This window comes from Pseudomonas acericola (SeqCode) (assembly GCF_053456465.1).
Genome location: NZ_JBRFJB010000004.1, coordinates 593,288 through 608,056 on the forward strand (window position 1 = coordinate 593,288; position 14,769 = coordinate 608,056).

Annotated in this window: 13 protein-coding genes; 7 read left to right on the plus strand and 6 right to left on the minus strand. The window is 62.1% G+C overall.

Going from position 1 to position 14,769, the window contains the following annotated elements; translation table 11 throughout:
- Positions 1-86: 86 nt before the first annotated feature.
- Positions 87-974, minus strand: coding sequence for a 3-dehydrocarnitine:acetyl-CoA trimethylamine transferase CdhC (gene cdhC / locus ACU688_RS18980; RefSeq protein WP_448185927.1), 888 nt, complete (start codon positions 972-974; stop codon positions 87-89).
- A 73-nt stretch (positions 975-1,047) separates the two neighbouring features.
- Entirely contained in the window at positions 1,048-1,980 is a 933-nt protein-coding gene (locus ACU688_RS18985) for a choline ABC transporter substrate-binding protein (protein ID WP_124527211.1), read from the minus strand.
- 193 nt (positions 1,981-2,173) lie between these two features.
- Between ACU688_RS18985 and ACU688_RS18990 the strand changes: the two genes are divergently transcribed.
- The gene (locus tag ACU688_RS18990; protein ID WP_448185928.1) at positions 2,174-3,118 is read left to right on the plus strand and encodes a GlxA family transcriptional regulator; all 945 of its coding nucleotides are present in this window, start codon (positions 2,174-2,176) and stop codon (positions 3,116-3,118) included.
- Positions 3,119-3,350: 232 nt separating this feature from the next.
- On the opposite strand, the gene ACU688_RS18995 is transcribed toward ACU688_RS18990, so the two are convergent.
- From ACU688_RS18995 to ACU688_RS19005, 3 genes are read right to left on the minus strand one after another with little or no spacing between them, the layout of a single operon-like run.
- Entirely contained in the window at positions 3,351-3,767 is a 417-nt protein-coding gene (locus ACU688_RS18995) for a DUF3010 family protein (protein ID WP_448185929.1), read from the minus strand.
- Positions 3,768-3,794: 27 nt separating this feature from the next.
- Complete coding sequence (locus ACU688_RS19000) at positions 3,795-4,277, minus strand: hypothetical protein (RefSeq protein WP_448185930.1); 483 nt, start codon at positions 4,275-4,277, stop codon at positions 3,795-3,797.
- A gap of 38 nt (positions 4,278-4,315) precedes the next feature.
- A complete protein-coding gene (locus ACU688_RS19005) occupies positions 4,316-4,717 on the minus strand; it encodes a lysozyme inhibitor LprI family protein (RefSeq protein WP_017738420.1) in 402 nt (133 codons plus the stop codon).
- A 219-nt stretch (positions 4,718-4,936) separates the two neighbouring features.
- Here ACU688_RS19005 and ACU688_RS19010 point away from each other — a divergent pair, with 219 nt between their 5' ends.
- The 6 genes from ACU688_RS19010 (at position 4,937) to etfB (ending at position 12,684) form a co-directional block, all read left to right on the plus strand.
- Positions 4,937-5,914 carry a dipeptidase gene (locus ACU688_RS19010; protein WP_003176573.1) on the plus strand — a complete coding sequence of 326 codons (978 nt, stop codon included), beginning with the start codon at positions 4,937-4,939 and terminating at the stop codon, positions 5,912-5,914.
- Positions 5,915-5,969: 55 nt separating this feature from the next.
- Positions 5,970-6,500, plus strand: coding sequence for a DUF5943 domain-containing protein (locus ACU688_RS19015; RefSeq protein WP_017738421.1), 531 nt, complete (start codon positions 5,970-5,972; stop codon positions 6,498-6,500).
- A gap of 15 nt (positions 6,501-6,515) precedes the next feature.
- Entirely contained in the window at positions 6,516-8,576 is a 2,061-nt protein-coding gene (gene dgcA, locus ACU688_RS19020) for a dimethylglycine demethylation protein DgcA (RefSeq protein ID WP_124527207.1), read from the plus strand.
- Positions 8,577-8,739: 163 nt separating this feature from the next.
- Positions 8,740-10,683: a dimethylglycine demethylation protein DgcB gene (dgcB, locus tag ACU688_RS19025; protein ID WP_448185931.1), complete on the plus strand. Its 1,944-nt coding sequence runs from the start codon at positions 8,740-8,742 to the stop codon at positions 10,681-10,683.
- Positions 10,683-11,903 carry an electron transfer flavoprotein subunit alpha gene (etfA, locus tag ACU688_RS19030; RefSeq protein WP_448185932.1) on the plus strand — a complete coding sequence of 407 codons (1,221 nt, stop codon included), beginning with the start codon at positions 10,683-10,685 and terminating at the stop codon, positions 11,901-11,903. Before dgcB ends, etfA begins: the two co-directional genes overlap by 1 nt.
- 10 nt (positions 11,904-11,913) lie before the next feature.
- Positions 11,914-12,684 (plus strand): electron transfer flavoprotein subunit beta, encoded by a 771-nt coding sequence (gene etfB, locus ACU688_RS19035; protein WP_448185933.1) that lies wholly within the window; start codon positions 11,914-11,916, stop codon positions 12,682-12,684.
- A gap of 132 nt (positions 12,685-12,816) precedes the next feature.
- On the opposite strand, the gene ACU688_RS19040 is transcribed toward etfB, so the two are convergent.
- Complete coding sequence (locus ACU688_RS19040; protein WP_448185934.1) at positions 12,817-14,751, minus strand: secretin GspD/PilQ domain-containing protein; 1,935 nt, start codon at positions 14,749-14,751, stop codon at positions 12,817-12,819.
- Positions 14,752-14,769: the final 18 nt, after the last annotated feature.

Below are 14,769 nucleotides of genomic sequence, written 5' to 3' on the forward strand. Positions count from 1 at the left end.
GATTTTGGGAGCGCTTCGCACTCCAGCGGGAGCAAGCTCCCTCGCCACAAAGCCCGCTCCCACAGGGGGGTTGAGGTGTTTGGGGGTTAGCCGCGTTGGGGCAGGCCCATTTTTATGCGGCCTTCTGCGGGCGTCAGAACGCGCGCACCGAGTCGGCTGAGGATCTCGCTGGCGCGTTCCACCAGTTGCCCATTAGTCGCCAGCACGCCCTTGTCCAACCACAGGTTGTCTTCCAAACCGACCCGCACGTTGCCGCCCAGCAGCACCGCTTGCGCGGCCATCGGCATTTGCATGCGGCCGATGCCGAAGCCGGCCCACACCGCGTCGGCGGGCAGGTTGTCGACCATGGCTTTCATGGTGGTGGTGTCAGCCGGCGCGCCCCACGGGATGCCCAGGCACAGTTGGAACAGCGGGTTGTCCAGCAGGCCTTCCTTGATCAGTTGCTTGGCAAACCACAGGTGGCCGGTGTCGAAGATTTCCAGCTCGGCCTTCACGCCCAGCTCCTGGATACGTTTGGCGCCTGCCCGCAGTTGGGCCGGGGTGGACACGTAAATGGTGTCGCCATCGCCGAAGTTGAGGGTGCCGCAGTCCAGGGTGCAGATTTCCGGCAGCAACTCTTCGACGTGGGCCAGGCGCGTCAGCGGGCCGACCAGGTCGGTGTTGGGGCCGAATTCCATTGGGTTTTCACCGGCGCCGATTTCCAGGTCGCCGCCCATGCCCGCCGTGAGGTTGACGATGATGTCGATGTCGGCCTCGCGGATGCGCTCCATCACTTCGCGGTACAGGGCGACGTCGCGGCTGAACTTGCCGGTCTCGGGGTCGCGCACGTGGCAATGCACAACGGTGGCGCCAGCCTTGGCGGCTTCCACCGCAGCGGCGGCGATTTGCTTGGGAGTGACCGGCACGTGGGGGCTGCGGCTGGTCGTGTCGCCAGCACCGGTGAGTGCGCAGGTGATGATGACGTCGTGGTTCATGGGGCGGTTCCTTACAGGCGTGGTGGTGCCGTTCGCGGTCGAAAGTGACCGCGAAACGGTGATTGAAAACGGGTCATTTACTGGTCAGTTGCAGGTTCGCCGCAGCCGGTTTGCCGTCGAAGGTGGTCACGCCTTCAAGCCAGCGCTGCTGGTCTTGCGGGTGATCCTTGAGCCACTGCTTGGCGGACTCGATCGCGTCCTTGTGGTCCAGCAACGGCTGCATCATCCGGCTCTCGTCGGCGGCGGTGAACGTCAGGTTGGTCAGCAATTTGTGCACGTTGGGGCACTGTTCGGCGTAGGTCGGCGACGTGACGCTCCACACGGTGGCCATGCCTTCGTTCGGGCCCAGGGCGTCGTCGCTGCCGCTGAGGTAGGTCATGGCAACGTTGACGTTCATCGGGTGCGGCGCCCAGCCGAAGAACACCACGGCTTCCTTGCGCCGCACCGCGCGGTCCACGGCGGCGAGCATGCCGGCCTCGCTGGACTCCACCAGCTGGAATTTGCCCAGGCCGAACTGGTTCTTGGCGATCATCGCCTTGATCTGGGTGTTGGCGCCCGAGCCGGGCTCGATGCCGTAGATCTTGCCGCCCAGCTCTTTGTCGAATTTGGCGATGTCAGCGAAGGTTTTCAGGCCCTTGTCCGCCAGATACGTCGGCACGGCGAGGGTGGCGCGCGCGTCTTCCAGGCTCGGTTTGTCGAGGACCTTGACCTGCTTGGCGTCTACGAACGGCGTGATGGTCTGGGTCATCAGCGGGTTCCAGTAGCCGAGGAACAGGTCCAGGCGCTGGTCGCGGATGCCGGCGAAGATGATTTGCTGGGAGGCGCTGGTTTGTTTGGTCTTGTAGCCGAGGCCGTCGAGCAGTACTTGGGTCATGGCGCTGGTGGCGATCACGTCGGTCCAGTTCACCACGCCCATGCGCACGTTCTGGCACGAAGCCGCGTCGGCCGCCATGACGTTGGTACTGAAAATGGCGCTGGCGCTGAGTGCGAGTAACAGTCGGTTCATGGTGGGTCCCTCGGCAGGTCGTTATTGTGGGGGCCGGTGTCTTTGTGCACCGTGACGCCACGTTACGCAGCTTGCGGGGCGGTAAAACGCACGGCGGCGACCGACTCTTGCACTGCAGCGACCTGTCCTCTTGAAACCCGCCGCGAACGGGAGTATCACAGGGCCACGCTGCCCGCCCGACGAGAGCGCTACCATGTCCCAGGATTTCTACTTTCTGCTGATGCCGGGCTTCTCGGCCATCGGTTTTATCTCCGCCCTTGAGCCGCTGCGGGTGGCCAATCGCTTTCGCGGCGAGCTGTACCGCTGGCACGTGCTGAGTGCCGATGGTGGCGCGGTCTTGGCGAGCAATGGCATGTCGGTCAACGCCGACGCGGCGCTGGAGCCGCTGAAAAAGGGCGCGACTTTGCTGGTGGTCGCCGGCTTTGAACCGCTGAAGTTCGCCACGCCAGCGCTGGAACACTGGCTGCGCCGCCTCGACCACGACGGCGTGACCCTCGGCGCCATCGACACCGGCGCTTGCGTGCTGGCCGAAGCGGGCCTGCTCGACGGCTACCGCCTGACCCTGCACTGGGAAGCCATCGATGCGTTCAAGGAATCCTATCCGCACCTCAGCGTGACCCAGGAACTGTTCGAGATCGACCGCCGCCGCATCACCTGCGCCGGTGGCACCGCGTCCATCGACCTGCTGCTCGACCTGATCGCCCAGGCCCACGGCCCGGAGCTGGCGATCCAAGTGTCGGAACAGTTCGTCCTCGGGCGCATTCGCCCGCGCAAAGACCACCAGCGCATGCAGATCGCCACGCGCTACGGCATCAACAACAAAAAATTGGTGCAGGTGATCGGCGAGATGGAACAACACACCGAACCGCCGCTGACCACCCTGGCGTTGGCCGAAGCGATCAAGGTCACGCGGCGCCAGTTGGAGCGCCTGTTTCGCCTGCACCTGAACGATACGCCGAGTAACTTCTACCTCGGCCTGCGCCTGGAAAAAGCCCGGCAGCTCTTGCGCCAGAGCGACATGAGCGTGCTGGAGGTGAGTATTGCGTGCGGGTTTGAATCGCCGTCGTATTTCACCCGTAGTTACAGGGCAAGGTTTGCGAAATGTCCAAGGGAAGATCGGCGACGGGAGGTGGTTTGATCGTTTTTTAGCCAATTATAGTGGCGACTATAAATTATAGTTGCCGCCATAATTGGGTATAAAACTCGGTTCAGGGATTGGCAATTGCACTGTCACCGCGCGAGTTCTGAGTGCACACCTATCAAATGTGGGAGCTGGCTTGCCTGCGATGGCGGTGGGTCAGCACCACAAATGCCAATTGATACATCGCTATCGCAGGCAAGCCAGCTCCCACATGGATACCCGGTGTGGCTTATTTCTTCAGCAGGGCCGAGCAGGAAGCTTTGTAGGCTTCATGCTGGTATTTGTTCAGGCTGGCCGGCAGTTCAAAGTTGTGCTTCTTGTTCTGCGCATTGATGGTCTGCGGCGACAGCAACGTCACCTCCACACCGTCGAGCAACTGAAACACGCCCTCGATCTTGAACGTGGTCGGCCCACCGGCAAATTCACCCTTCTTGCTGCGCTTCTTGATCGCGATCCGCTCGATGCCGTTGGCCTGCACAAAAGCCTTCACCTGGGCGGCGAAGGCTTTGACGTTGGCCGCTTCATCATCGTCTTCGAGGGCGATTTTCTTGGTGGCCAGGGCGACGTGGTTCAGCGCCTGGTTGTCCAGGGAAGCGACCGCGATGATGGCTTCGCTGCCTTTGATTTCGATGCCGCAGATAGTCATGTTCAAGCCTATGGGAATGGAAGGGTGTCAGTAATACCGGTCTTCTGCTTTGTGCTGATAGATCCGATGCACCGTCCAGAGGATCAGCGCAAAGCATAAAGCGATCAGGCTGGCGCTCACACTCATGATGTAGAAGTTGGGCGAGCTGTAATGGAAGTTCGCCTTGATGTTATGCACCGTCGGGAACCATTTCGAATACACGACGGCGACCGGGTCGCCCACTTCGTAGCCAGGGTTTTGGACGTAGAAGCTGTTATTGACCATGCCGTCTTCACGCTGGCCTTCGTGGCTGAACGTGTAATACACGTTGGTGCTTGAGTTGCGCGGGCCGACGCTTTCGAGTTGGGTGATCTGTCCGACCGTTTCTACGGGGCCCGCCTTGATCAGCCCATGGGGCGCGCCCCGGCTGACGGACAGCGACAACATCAGCGCCAGTATCAAGGTGAACAGAAACAGCAGAACAGCGCGCGTGAACAGGAAATCCCGTTCCGCTTCGCGTGCGTAGTACATGTGACATCCTTTTCAGTGGATCAAGTTGCTCGACCGGGTTATTCCTGCCCAATCGACTCCAAAAACTCCGACCGCTCATCACTCATCCGCGCCAAACAGTCATTCACCGCAATCGCATACGCCTTGGTGCCGTTCACCGCCGGGAAGGTGTCCACGGCGCAATCGGCATCCCGCAGTTTTTCCCACTTCTGCTGGGCATCCTTCAGACGAGCGGTAATGTCCGCCAGCTTGGTCTTGTCGCTGCCGTAGGTCGCAGCCATGCGTTCCAACAGGCCCTGGTAGTTATCCTTGAGCAGTTGTTCGGCGGTGGTTTTGTTGTAGGTGGCGCATTCCAGGGTTTGCTTGTCGTTTTCGATGCCGTCGCAGGGCGTGCTGTCGGTGTCTTCGGCCGCATGGGCGGTGGTTGCGATGAGTGCCAAAGCCAGGAAAATCGATTTCATTGCGCCGTCTCATATCAGGTGATGCGGGAATTCTGGCCCAAGAGTAGGACAAATAACAGCCGCCAGTCAGAGCTGTCATAGCAGCCTTTGTCGTGGATTGACGCTTTCGGCAATTCCCCTGTCGTTTTTGCACCCGGCTCGGGTTGCCCCTGGGCATATGCTGGCCCCAAAGCGCCGGCAGACGATTCGGCGCATGAATCGCCAATAAGGGGACGCCTGATGAGCCCAGCCGAATTGCACGCCGACAGCATCGTTATCGACGGGCTGATTATTGCCAAGTGGAACCGCGACCTGTTCGAGGACATGCGCAAAGGTGGCCTCACCGCCGCCAACTGCACCGTGTCGGTGTGGGAAGGGTTCCAGGCCACCATCAATAACATCGTGGCCAGCCAGACCCTGATCCGTGAAAACAGCGACCTGGTGATCCCGGTGAAAACCACCGCCGACATCCGCCGCGCCAAGGAACTGGGCAAGACCGGCATCATCTTCGGCTTCCAGAATGCCCATGCTTTCGAAGACCAACTCGGCTACGTCGAGATCTTCAAGCAGCTCGGCGTTGGCGTGGTGCAGATGTGCTACAACACCCAGAACCTGGTCGGCACCGGTTGCTACGAGCGCGACGGCGGCCTGTCGGGTTTTGGCCGTGAGATCGTCGGCGAGATGAACCGCGTCGGCATCATGTGCGATCTGTCCCACGTCGGTTCCAAGACCTCCGAAGAAGTCATCCTCGAATCGAAAAAACCGGTGTGCTACTCCCACTGCCTGCCGTCCGGGCTCAAGGAGCACCCGCGCAACAAGTCCGATGAAGAGCTTAAGTTTATTGCGGACCACGGCGGTTTTGTTGGCGTGACCATGTTCGCGCCGTTCCTGGCCAAGGGCATCGATTCGACCATCGACGACTACGCCGAAGCCATCGAATACACCATGAACATCGTCGGCGAAGACGCCATCGGCATCGGCACCGACTTCACCCAGGGCCATGGCCAGGATTTCTTTGAAATGCTGACCCATGACAAGGGCTACGCCCGCCGCCTGACCAGCTTCGGCAAGATCATCAACCCACTGGGCATCCGCACCGTGGGCGAGTTCCCCAACCTCACCGAGACCCTGCTCAAGCGCGGCCACAGCGAACGCGTGGTGCGCAAGATCATGGGCGAGAACTGGGTCAACGTCCTCAAGGACGTCTGGGGCGAATAAGCCAGCGCACAACTGCGCAACACCACACTAAAAAATTTTCTGGAGTTAAGTTTCCATGGCCAAGATCGCCCCGCAATTACCTATCGAAGTCGACAGCGAGACCGGTGTCTGGACCTCCGACGCCCTGCCAATGCTGTATGTGCCGCGCCATTTCTTCGTCAACAACCACATCGGTATCGAGGAAGTCCTGGGCGCCGATGCCTACGCCGAGATCCTCTACAAAGCCGGCTACAAGTCCGCCTGGCACTGGTGTGAAAAAGAAGCCGAATGCCACGGCCTGGAAGGCGTCGCGGTGTTCGAGCACTACATGAAGCGCCTGTCGCAACGTGGCTGGGGCCTGTTCAAGATCCAGGACATCGACCTCGACAAGGGCACCTGCAGCGTCAAGCTGGAACACTCCGCGTTTGTCTACGTGTACGGCAAGGTCGGGCGCAAGGTTGACTACATGTTCACCGGCTGGTTTGCCGGCGCCATGGACCAGATTCTTCAGGCGCGTGGCAGCAACATCCGCACCGTCGCAGAGCAAGTCTACGGAGGCTCCGAAGAGGGCCACGATGACGGCCTGTTCACCGTCAAGCCGTTGTAAGCCGAGGACCGTGCCATGGCTTTCGAAGCAATGTTTGCGCCGATCCAGATCGGCAAACTGACCATCCGCAACCGCGTGCTCAGTACCGCCCACGCCGAGGTGTATGCCACCGACGGCGGCATGACCACCGAGCGCTACATCCGTTATTACGAAGAGAAAGCCAAGGGCGGCATCGGCCTGGCGATCTGTGGTGGCTCGTCCGTCGTGGCCATCGACAGCCCGCAGGAATGGTGGAGTTCGGTCAACCTCTCCACCGACCGCATCATCCCGCACTTCCAGAACCTGGCCGACGCCATGCACAAGCATGGCGCCAAGATCATGATCCAGATTACCCACATGGGCCGTCGCTCGCGGTGGGACGGCTTCAACTGGCCGACCCTGATGTCGCCGTCCGGCGTGCGTGAGCCGGTGCACCGTGCCACCTGCAAGACCATCGAACCGGAAGAAATCTGGCGGGTGATCGGCAACTACGCCGCCGCCGCTGGCCGCGCGAAAGCCGGTGGCCTGGACGGCGTGGAACTGTCGGCGGTGCACCAGCACATGATCGACCAGTTCTGGAGCCCTCGGGTCAACAAACGCACCGACGAATGGGGCGGCAGCTTTGAAAACCGCATGCGTTTCGGCCTGGAAGTACTGAAGGCCGTGCGCAAGGAAGTCGGCCCGGATTTCTGCGTGGGCATCCGCCTGTGCGGTGACGAGTTCCACCCGGACGGCTTGTCCCACGAGGACATGAAACAGATCGCCAAGTATTACGACGACACCGGCATGCTCGATTTCATCGGCGTCGTGGGCTCGGGTTGCGACACCCACAACACCCTGGCCAACGTTATCCCCAACATGAGTTATCCACCGGAGCCGTTCTTGCACTTGGCCGCCGGGATCAAGGAAGTGGTCAAGGCCCCGGTGCTGCACGCGCAGAACATCAAGGACCCGAACCAGGCCACGCGCATTCTGGAAGGCGGCTACGTGGACATGGTCGGCATGACCCGTGCGCACATGGCCGACCCGCACCTGATCGCCAAGATCAAGATGGGCCAGATCGACCAGATCAAGCAGTGCGTCGGCGCCAACTATTGCATCGACCGCCAGTACCAGGGCCTGGATGTGCTGTGCATCCAGAACGCCGCGACGTCCCGTGAATACATGGGCGTGCCGCACATCATCGAGAAAACCACCGGGGTCAAACGCAAGGTCGTGGTGGTCGGTGCCGGCCCTGCCGGGATGGAAGCCGCACGCGTCGCCGCCGAGCGTGGCCATGACGTGACGCTGTTCGAGAAGAAAGAATTTATCGGTGGGCAAATCACCACGGCGTCCAAGGCGCCGCAGCGTGACCAGATTGCCGGGATCACCCGCTGGTTCCAGTTGGAGCTGGCGCGCTTGAATGTCGACCTGCGCCTGGGCGTGGCCGCCGATGCGGCGACCATCCTCGACCTGCGCCCGGACGTGGTGGTGCTGGCCGTGGGCGGGCATCCGTTCCTGGAGCAGAACGAACACTGGGGCGCGGCGGAAGGCCTGGTGGTCAGCAGTTGGGACGTGCTCGACGGCAAGGTTGCACCGGGCAAGAACGTGCTGGTGTACGACACCATCTGCGAATTCACCGGCATGTCGGTGGCGGATTTCCTCGCGGACAAAGGCAGCCAGGTGGAGATCGTCACCGACGACATCAAGCCTGGCGTGGCCATCGGCGGTACGTCGTTCCCGACTTACTACCGCAGCATGTACCCCAAGGAAGTGATCATGACCGGCGACATGATGCTGGAAAAGGTCTACCGCGAAGGCGACAAGCTGGTGGCGGTGCTGGAGAACGAATACACCGGCGCCAAAGAAGAACGTGTGGTGGACCAGGTGGTCGTCGAAAACGGCGTGCGCCCGGACGAAGCGATCTACTACGCCCTCAAGGAAGGCTCGCGCAACAAGGGCCAGATGGACGTCGAGGCGCTGTTCGCGATCAAGCCGCAGCCGTGCCTGAGCGAGGCGGGTGACGGTTACTTGCTGTTCCGCATCGGCGACTGCGTGGCGCAGCGCAACACCCACGCTGCGATCTATGACGCCCTGCGCTTGTGCAAGGATTTCTGACGGCTTGTGGAGAACCCTGTGGGAGCGGGCTTGCCCGCGATAGCGGTGGTTCAGTAAACATCTTTGTTGACTGACACACTGCAATCGCGGGCAAGCCCGCTCCCACAGGAATTGAGCAAGGCATCTCGACCTGCAAGACCCCGAGGTCTTTGGGAGCTTCACCATGCTGAACACCCTTCTTCCCATCCTGCTCTTCGCCGCCCTGGGCCTTGCCGTCCTCGGCGCCCTGCGCCGGGTAAACATGTGGCGCCGTGGCCGTGCGTCCAAAGTCGACCTGCTGGGCGGCCTGCTGGCCATGCCCAAGCGCTACATGGTCGACCTGCACCATGTGGTCGCCCGCGACAAATACATTGCCAACACCCACGTCGCCACGGCGCTGGGCTTTGTGCTGTCGGCCTTGCTCGCCATCCTGGTGCACGGCTTCGGCCTGCAAAGCCGCATCCTCGGCTACGCCTTGTTGCTGGCCTCGGTACTGATGTTTGTCGGCGCGACCTTCGTCTACCTGCGTCGGCGCAACCCGCCGTCACGCCTGTCGAAAGGCCCGTGGATGCGCCTGCCGAAAAGCCTGATGGCGTTCTCGGTGAGCTTCTTCCTGCTGACCTTGCCGGTGGCCGGGATTCTGCCGGCGGACTTCGGCGGCTGGCTGCTCGCGGCGCTGTTGAGCGTGGGCGTGTTGTGGGGCGTCAGCGAGATGTTCTTCGGCATGACCTGGGGCGGCCCGATGAAACACGCCTTCGCCGGTGCCCTGCACCTGGCCTGGCACCGTCGCGCCGAGCGTTTTGGCGGCGGCCGTTCCACCGGTTTGAAACCGCTGGATTTGAGCGATAAAAGCGCGCCCCTGGGCGTGGAAAAACCCAAGGATTTCACCTGGAACCAACTGCTCGGTTTCGACGCCTGCGTGCAGTGCGGCAAGTGCGAAGCCGCGTGCCCGGCGTTTGCTGCCGGCCAGCCGCTGAACCCGAAAAAACTGATCCAGGACATGGTCGTCGGCCTGGCCGGTGGCACCGATGCCAAGTTCGCCGGCAGCCCGTATCCAGGCAAGGCCATCGGTGAACACAGTGGCAACCCGCATCAGCCGATCGTCAACGGCCTGGTGGACGCCGAGACCCTGTGGTCCTGCACCACCTGCCGCGCCTGCGTGGAAGAGTGCCCGATGATGATCGAGCACGTGGACGCCATCGTCGACATGCGCCGCCACCTCACCCTGGAAAAAGGCGCCACGCCGAACAAAGGCGCCGAAGTCCTCGAAAACCTCATCGCCACCGACAACCCCGGCGGCTTCGCCCCGGGCGGGCGCTTGAACTGGGCGGCGGATCTGAACCTGCCATTGCTCAGCGACAAAGGCAGCTGCGACGTGCTCTTCTGGGTCGGCGACGGTGCCTTCGACATGCGCAACCAACGTACCCTGCGCGCCTTCGTCAAAGTGCTCAAGGCCGCGAATGTCGACTTCGCCGTGCTTGGCCTGGAAGAACGCGATAGCGGCGACGTGGCCCGCCGCCTGGGCGACGAAGCGACCTTCCAGTTGCTGGCGTCGCGCAATATCCAGACCCTGGCCAAGTACAGTTTCAAGCGCATCGTCACCTGCGATCCCCACAGCTTCCATGTGCTGAAAAACGAGTACGGCGCCTTCAACGGCAACTACGTTGTGCAGCACCACAGCACCTTCATGGCCGAGCTGATCGGCGCGGGCGCGCTGAACCTGGGCCAGCACAAAGGCAATAGCGTGACCTATCACGACCCGTGCTACCTGGGCCGCTACAACGGCGAATACGAGGCGCCGCGCCAAGTGCTGCGAGCGCTGGGGATCGAGGTCAAAGAGATGCAACGCTCGGGCTTCCGTTCACGCTGCTGCGGCGGTGGTGGCGGTGCGCCGATTACCGATATTCCCGGCAAGCAGCGCATTCCCGATATGCGCATGGAAGACATCCGCGAAACCGGTGCTGAACTGGTGGCCGTAGGTTGTCCACAGTGCACGGCGATGCTTGAGGGTGTTGTTGAGCCAAGACCTTTGATCAAAGACATTGCCGAACTGGTCGCCGATGCGTTGCTGGAAGACGCCGCCCCTGCCAAAGCCCCGATCAAGCGTGAACCTGCGGAGGTGCACTGATGAGCGACATTATCCGCCGCGACCCACGCGCTGAGTGGATCGCCCGCAACCGTCTGCACCCGCTGCATGCGGCGATGCAGCCGGTGCAACGCAGCTGGATGGGGCCTAACGGCGTCATCCGCAAGAACGTGCATGGCGTCGGTTTTGTCGGCCCCAACGGCATCAAGCGCATCGACCGCAGCGGCGCCCAGCAGGGCGGCGCGGCCAAGCGCACGGCAGCGGTGGAAGTGCAGTTGCCGTTGCATCAGGTTGCTGCGCCGGCTTTCTACATCAACGTGGTGCCGGACATGGTCGGTGGCCGCCTGAGCAGCCACGACCGCGACTTGCTTGGCCTCGCCCGCCAACTCGCCGGCAGCGACGGTGCGGTGTTGGCCGTGGTGTTTGGCGAGCATAAGGAAAGCGCGTTTGCCACGGCCGGTGTGGACCGCCTGCTGGTGCTGGAGGGCCATGAGTTCGACGGTTATGCACCGGAACAACGGGTGCAAGGTTTGCGCGCTGTGGATAACCAGTTCAACCCACGCCACTGGCTGCTGCCGGACAGCCGCAGCGGTGGCGGTGAATTGGGCCGACGCTTTGCCGCCAGCCTCAAGGAACGCCCGGCCACACGTGTGTGGCAGATCAAGGGTGACGAGTGCATTGGCCGCGCCGGCGCGGGCCAGGAAGACTTGGCCCGGCCGCTGCCGCGCCTGATTCTCGCTGCCGTGGAGTGTGCGGAACCGGTCAGCGAAACCCGCCACGAAGTGTTGCCCGTGGAGTTATCCACAAGCCTGGCACGCAGCCTGCCGCGCATCGAAGACCTTGGCGCGGTGGCGGTGGACCCGGCGGCGATCCCGATGGCCGAAGCCGAGTTCATTTTCTCCGGCGGCAACGGCGTGAAGGACTGGGCGCTGTTCCACCAGACCGCCGCCGCCCTCGGTGCCACCGAAGGCGCGTCACGGGTGGCCGTGGACGACGGCTTTATGGCCCGCGACCGCCAGGTCGGCGCCAGCGGTATCTGGGTCACTGCGCGGGTGTATGTGGCGGTGGGTATTTCCGGGGCGATCCAGCACCTGCAAGGCATCGGTGCCTGCGACAAGGTGGTGGCGATCAACCTCGACCCGAGTTGCGACATGATCAAGCGTGCCGACCTGTCGGTGATCGGCGACAGCGCCGCAATCCTGCAAGCCTTGATCGCGGCGGTAGAAACCTACCGCAACGGCGCCAAGCGCGATGCGGCTTAAGGAGTTGGCCATGACCACGAATGTAATCAGCCTGGTGTCCATCGGCGCCCACCCGACGTCCGGGCGCCCGCGCCGCGCCGAGCAAGACGCACGTGCGGTCGAGCTGGGTTTGCAGATGGCTGGGGATAAGTTGCAGGTGTTGCACGCCGGCAATGTCAATGAGCCGACCCTGCGCAGTTACCTGGGCATGGGCCTGCCGCAACTGCACGTACTGGAACAACCGGCGGGCAGCGATGCGTTGCCGGTGCTCAGCGAGTACCTGCGCGATGCCGGTGCCCACGTGGTGCTCGCCGGCAGCCAGGCGGAAACCGGCGAAGGCTCGGGCATGTTGCCGTTTTTGCTCGCCGAGCAATTGGGCTGGCCGTTGATTGTCGGGCTGGCACAGGTGGAGTCTATCGATGGCGGTGTCGCCCACGTATTGCAGGCGTTGCCGCGTGGGCAGCGGCGGCGGTTGAAGGTGCGCTTGCCGTTCCTCGCCACTGTGGACAACGCCGCGCCGAAGCCACGGCAGAGCGCGTATGGTCCGGCGCAACGGGGTGAACTGGCGGCCCATGAGGTCGAGGTTGAAGAGGACGGGTTGTTCACCGACGCGGTGCTGCAACCGGCCAAGCCACGACCCAAGCGCTTGAAGGTGATCAAGGCCAAGAGCGGTGCGGATCGGATGAAGGCGGCCACGGCCAAGGCCAGCGGTGGTGGCGGGCAAGTGCTCAAGGGCGTGAGCGCGGAAGAAGGCGCTCAGGCGATTCTCAAGTTGTTGGTGGAAGAGGGCGTGGTCCGCTAACCCCAAAACACCACAAAACCCTGTGGGAGCTAGCTTGTGTGGGAGCTGGCTTGCCTGCGATAGCATCGCCTCGGTCTGGCTGATAGACCGAGGTGCCTGCATCGCAGGCAAGCCAGCTCCCACAGTTGATCTTCATTGTGTCTGGGGCTGCGGCGCTGGTACTGGCGCAGGCTTGGGCACCAGCTCCGGCAACGGCGGCGGCAACGGCTCCCAAGGGCCTGTTGTGTTCATCGGCGGTGGCATGGGCGGCGTTGGATCGCCGCCAGTTGGCTTGAGAATCATCTTCTCGGTGGTGTCGCGCAGGATCATCCCCTCCGTCGAACTGCGCGCCTCGGTGCCGCTGTGAAAGGTGCTGATCTGCGAGATCGGCAAGTCCAGGTTGCGTTCGATCCGTGGTGTCAGCAGCAGGATGATCTCGGTTTTCTGTTGGGTGCTTTGATTGGTGCCAAACAGCTTCTTGCCGATCCACGGGATCTGGCTCAACCACGGTAACCCCGAGCCTTCGTCAACCTCCGCCGTGCGGATCAGCCCCGAGACGATCTGGGTTTCATTGTTGCGCGCCGTCAGCAGGGTCTTGGTGGAGCGTGAGCCCAGTTCAAAGGTGGCGGGTACGTTTTCCGAGCCGGGGATGCGCTTGGTGATATGGCTCATTTCCACATGCACTTCCAGGTTGACCTCCTCGCTCAGACTGATGATGGGCCTGACCCTGATTTGTAGCCCCACGTCTTGATAGGACACGGAGGAAGTGGTGATCTGGTTGGCCGTGGTGGTGGTCACCACCGGGATTTTGTCGCCGATGTTCACCGATGCTTCTTCACGGTTGCGCACTCGCACCCGTGGGTTGGCGAGGGTCACCGTGTTGCCGCTGCGTTCCAGCATATTGATACGCGCCGAGGTGCTGCCGGAGTCCAGCAGGATGTTGTCGCCGTTGATGCCGCGCAATGCACTGATGGGAATCCCCGCCAGCCCTGCAGGCAGGTTGGTCAGATTGCCTACAGACAGGCCGATGCTCTCCGGGAGTTGGAGCCCCAGATTCACTTCATCCGCCCGGTTCACCTCCAGCACCTTCATGTAGAGGGTCACCTCCGACTGCGCGATATCAGTGGCCTCGACCATTTTTTCCACGGCGCTCAGGGTGTCTAACCCGTCGCGCACGATTACGGCGTTCAGGCGCTCGTCCACCAGCACTTCCTTGGGCTTGAGCACCTGCTTGATCTCAGCGGCGATGACCTTGGCGTCGCCATGGCTCAAGTAAAAAGTGCGCACGGCCAGCTCGCGATACTCACGCTCTTTATCGGGACGCCGCGGGTAAATCAGGATGGTGTTGTTGTTGAGGATTTTCTTGTCCAACCCTTGGGTGGTCAGCAGCAGATTCAATGCGTCTTCGGCGGTGGTACGGCTGGCGCTCATGCTGGCGGATGCGCTGGGATTGACGTCCTTGTCGATGACGAAGTTGACCCCCGACAGGCGCGCGATGGTTTCGAAAATCGTGGTCAGGCTCTGGTCGCTGAACTCCAGGCTCAGGGGTTTGCGCATGGCATCGGACAGGTTAGCGCTCAGATAATCGGCGCTCACCAGCTCGCGGGTCAGTGCATTGCGAAAGTCCAGGGCCTCTCGGTAGTTGGGCTTTTGCGCGATGATCTGGCGCACCAAGTTAAGCGCTTCAACCGGGTTGGCGCGTTTCATCTCATAGGCCCGTGCCAGTTGCGGGCGCAGTTGTTTCATCGCCTGGATGCTCTGGATTTCCTGGCGTGCGCCGAGGTTGCTGGGGTCATATTTGAGGATGGTTTCCAGGGCCTGGATCGCGCCAGCGTCGTCGCCGCGCATCAGCGCTGCGCTGGCCTCGCGGCTGTATTGGGCAACCAGCAGCTCCAGCTTGCCGAATTGCTCCATGCGCAATCGCACATCGTCGGGCGACTCTTTGACTTCGGCTTGCAGCACTTCGACGGACCTGACGATGTCACCCTGTTCGCGCAACTCATCGCTGCGCTTGATCGCCCGCTGGGTCTCGCAGCCATTGAGCAGCAGCAGCGCCAGGCTCAAGGGAATCCACGTACGTATCGACATGATCGTTTCCTTCCCCGG

Coding starts and splice junctions, on each gene's coding strand:
- cdhC (WP_448185927.1), bottom strand. CDS start 974: ATGAACCACGACGTCATCATCACCTGCGCACTCACCGGTGCTGGCGAC.
- ACU688_RS18985 (WP_124527211.1), bottom strand. CDS start 1,980: ATGAACCGACTGTTACTCGCACTCAGCGCCAGCGCCATTTTCAGTACC.
- ACU688_RS18990 (WP_448185928.1), top strand. CDS start 2,174: ATGTCCCAGGATTTCTACTTTCTGCTGATGCCGGGCTTCTCGGCCATC.
- ACU688_RS18995 (WP_448185929.1), bottom strand. CDS start 3,767: ATGACTATCTGCGGCATCGAAATCAAAGGCAGCGAAGCCATCATCGCG.
- ACU688_RS19000 (WP_448185930.1), bottom strand. CDS start 4,277: ATGTACTACGCACGCGAAGCGGAACGGGATTTCCTGTTCACGCGCGCT.
- ACU688_RS19005 (WP_017738420.1), bottom strand. CDS start 4,717: ATGAAATCGATTTTCCTGGCTTTGGCACTCATCGCAACCACCGCCCAT.
- ACU688_RS19010 (WP_003176573.1), top strand. CDS start 4,937: ATGAGCCCAGCCGAATTGCACGCCGACAGCATCGTTATCGACGGGCTG.
- ACU688_RS19015 (WP_017738421.1), top strand. CDS start 5,970: ATGGCCAAGATCGCCCCGCAATTACCTATCGAAGTCGACAGCGAGACC.
- dgcA (WP_124527207.1), top strand. CDS start 6,516: ATGGCTTTCGAAGCAATGTTTGCGCCGATCCAGATCGGCAAACTGACC.
- dgcB (WP_448185931.1), top strand. CDS start 8,740: ATGCTGAACACCCTTCTTCCCATCCTGCTCTTCGCCGCCCTGGGCCTT.
- etfA (WP_448185932.1), top strand. CDS start 10,683: ATGAGCGACATTATCCGCCGCGACCCACGCGCTGAGTGGATCGCCCGC.
- etfB (WP_448185933.1), top strand. CDS start 11,914: ATGACCACGAATGTAATCAGCCTGGTGTCCATCGGCGCCCACCCGACG.
- ACU688_RS19040 (WP_448185934.1), bottom strand. CDS start 14,751: ATGTCGATACGTACGTGGATTCCCTTGAGCCTGGCGCTGCTGCTGCTC.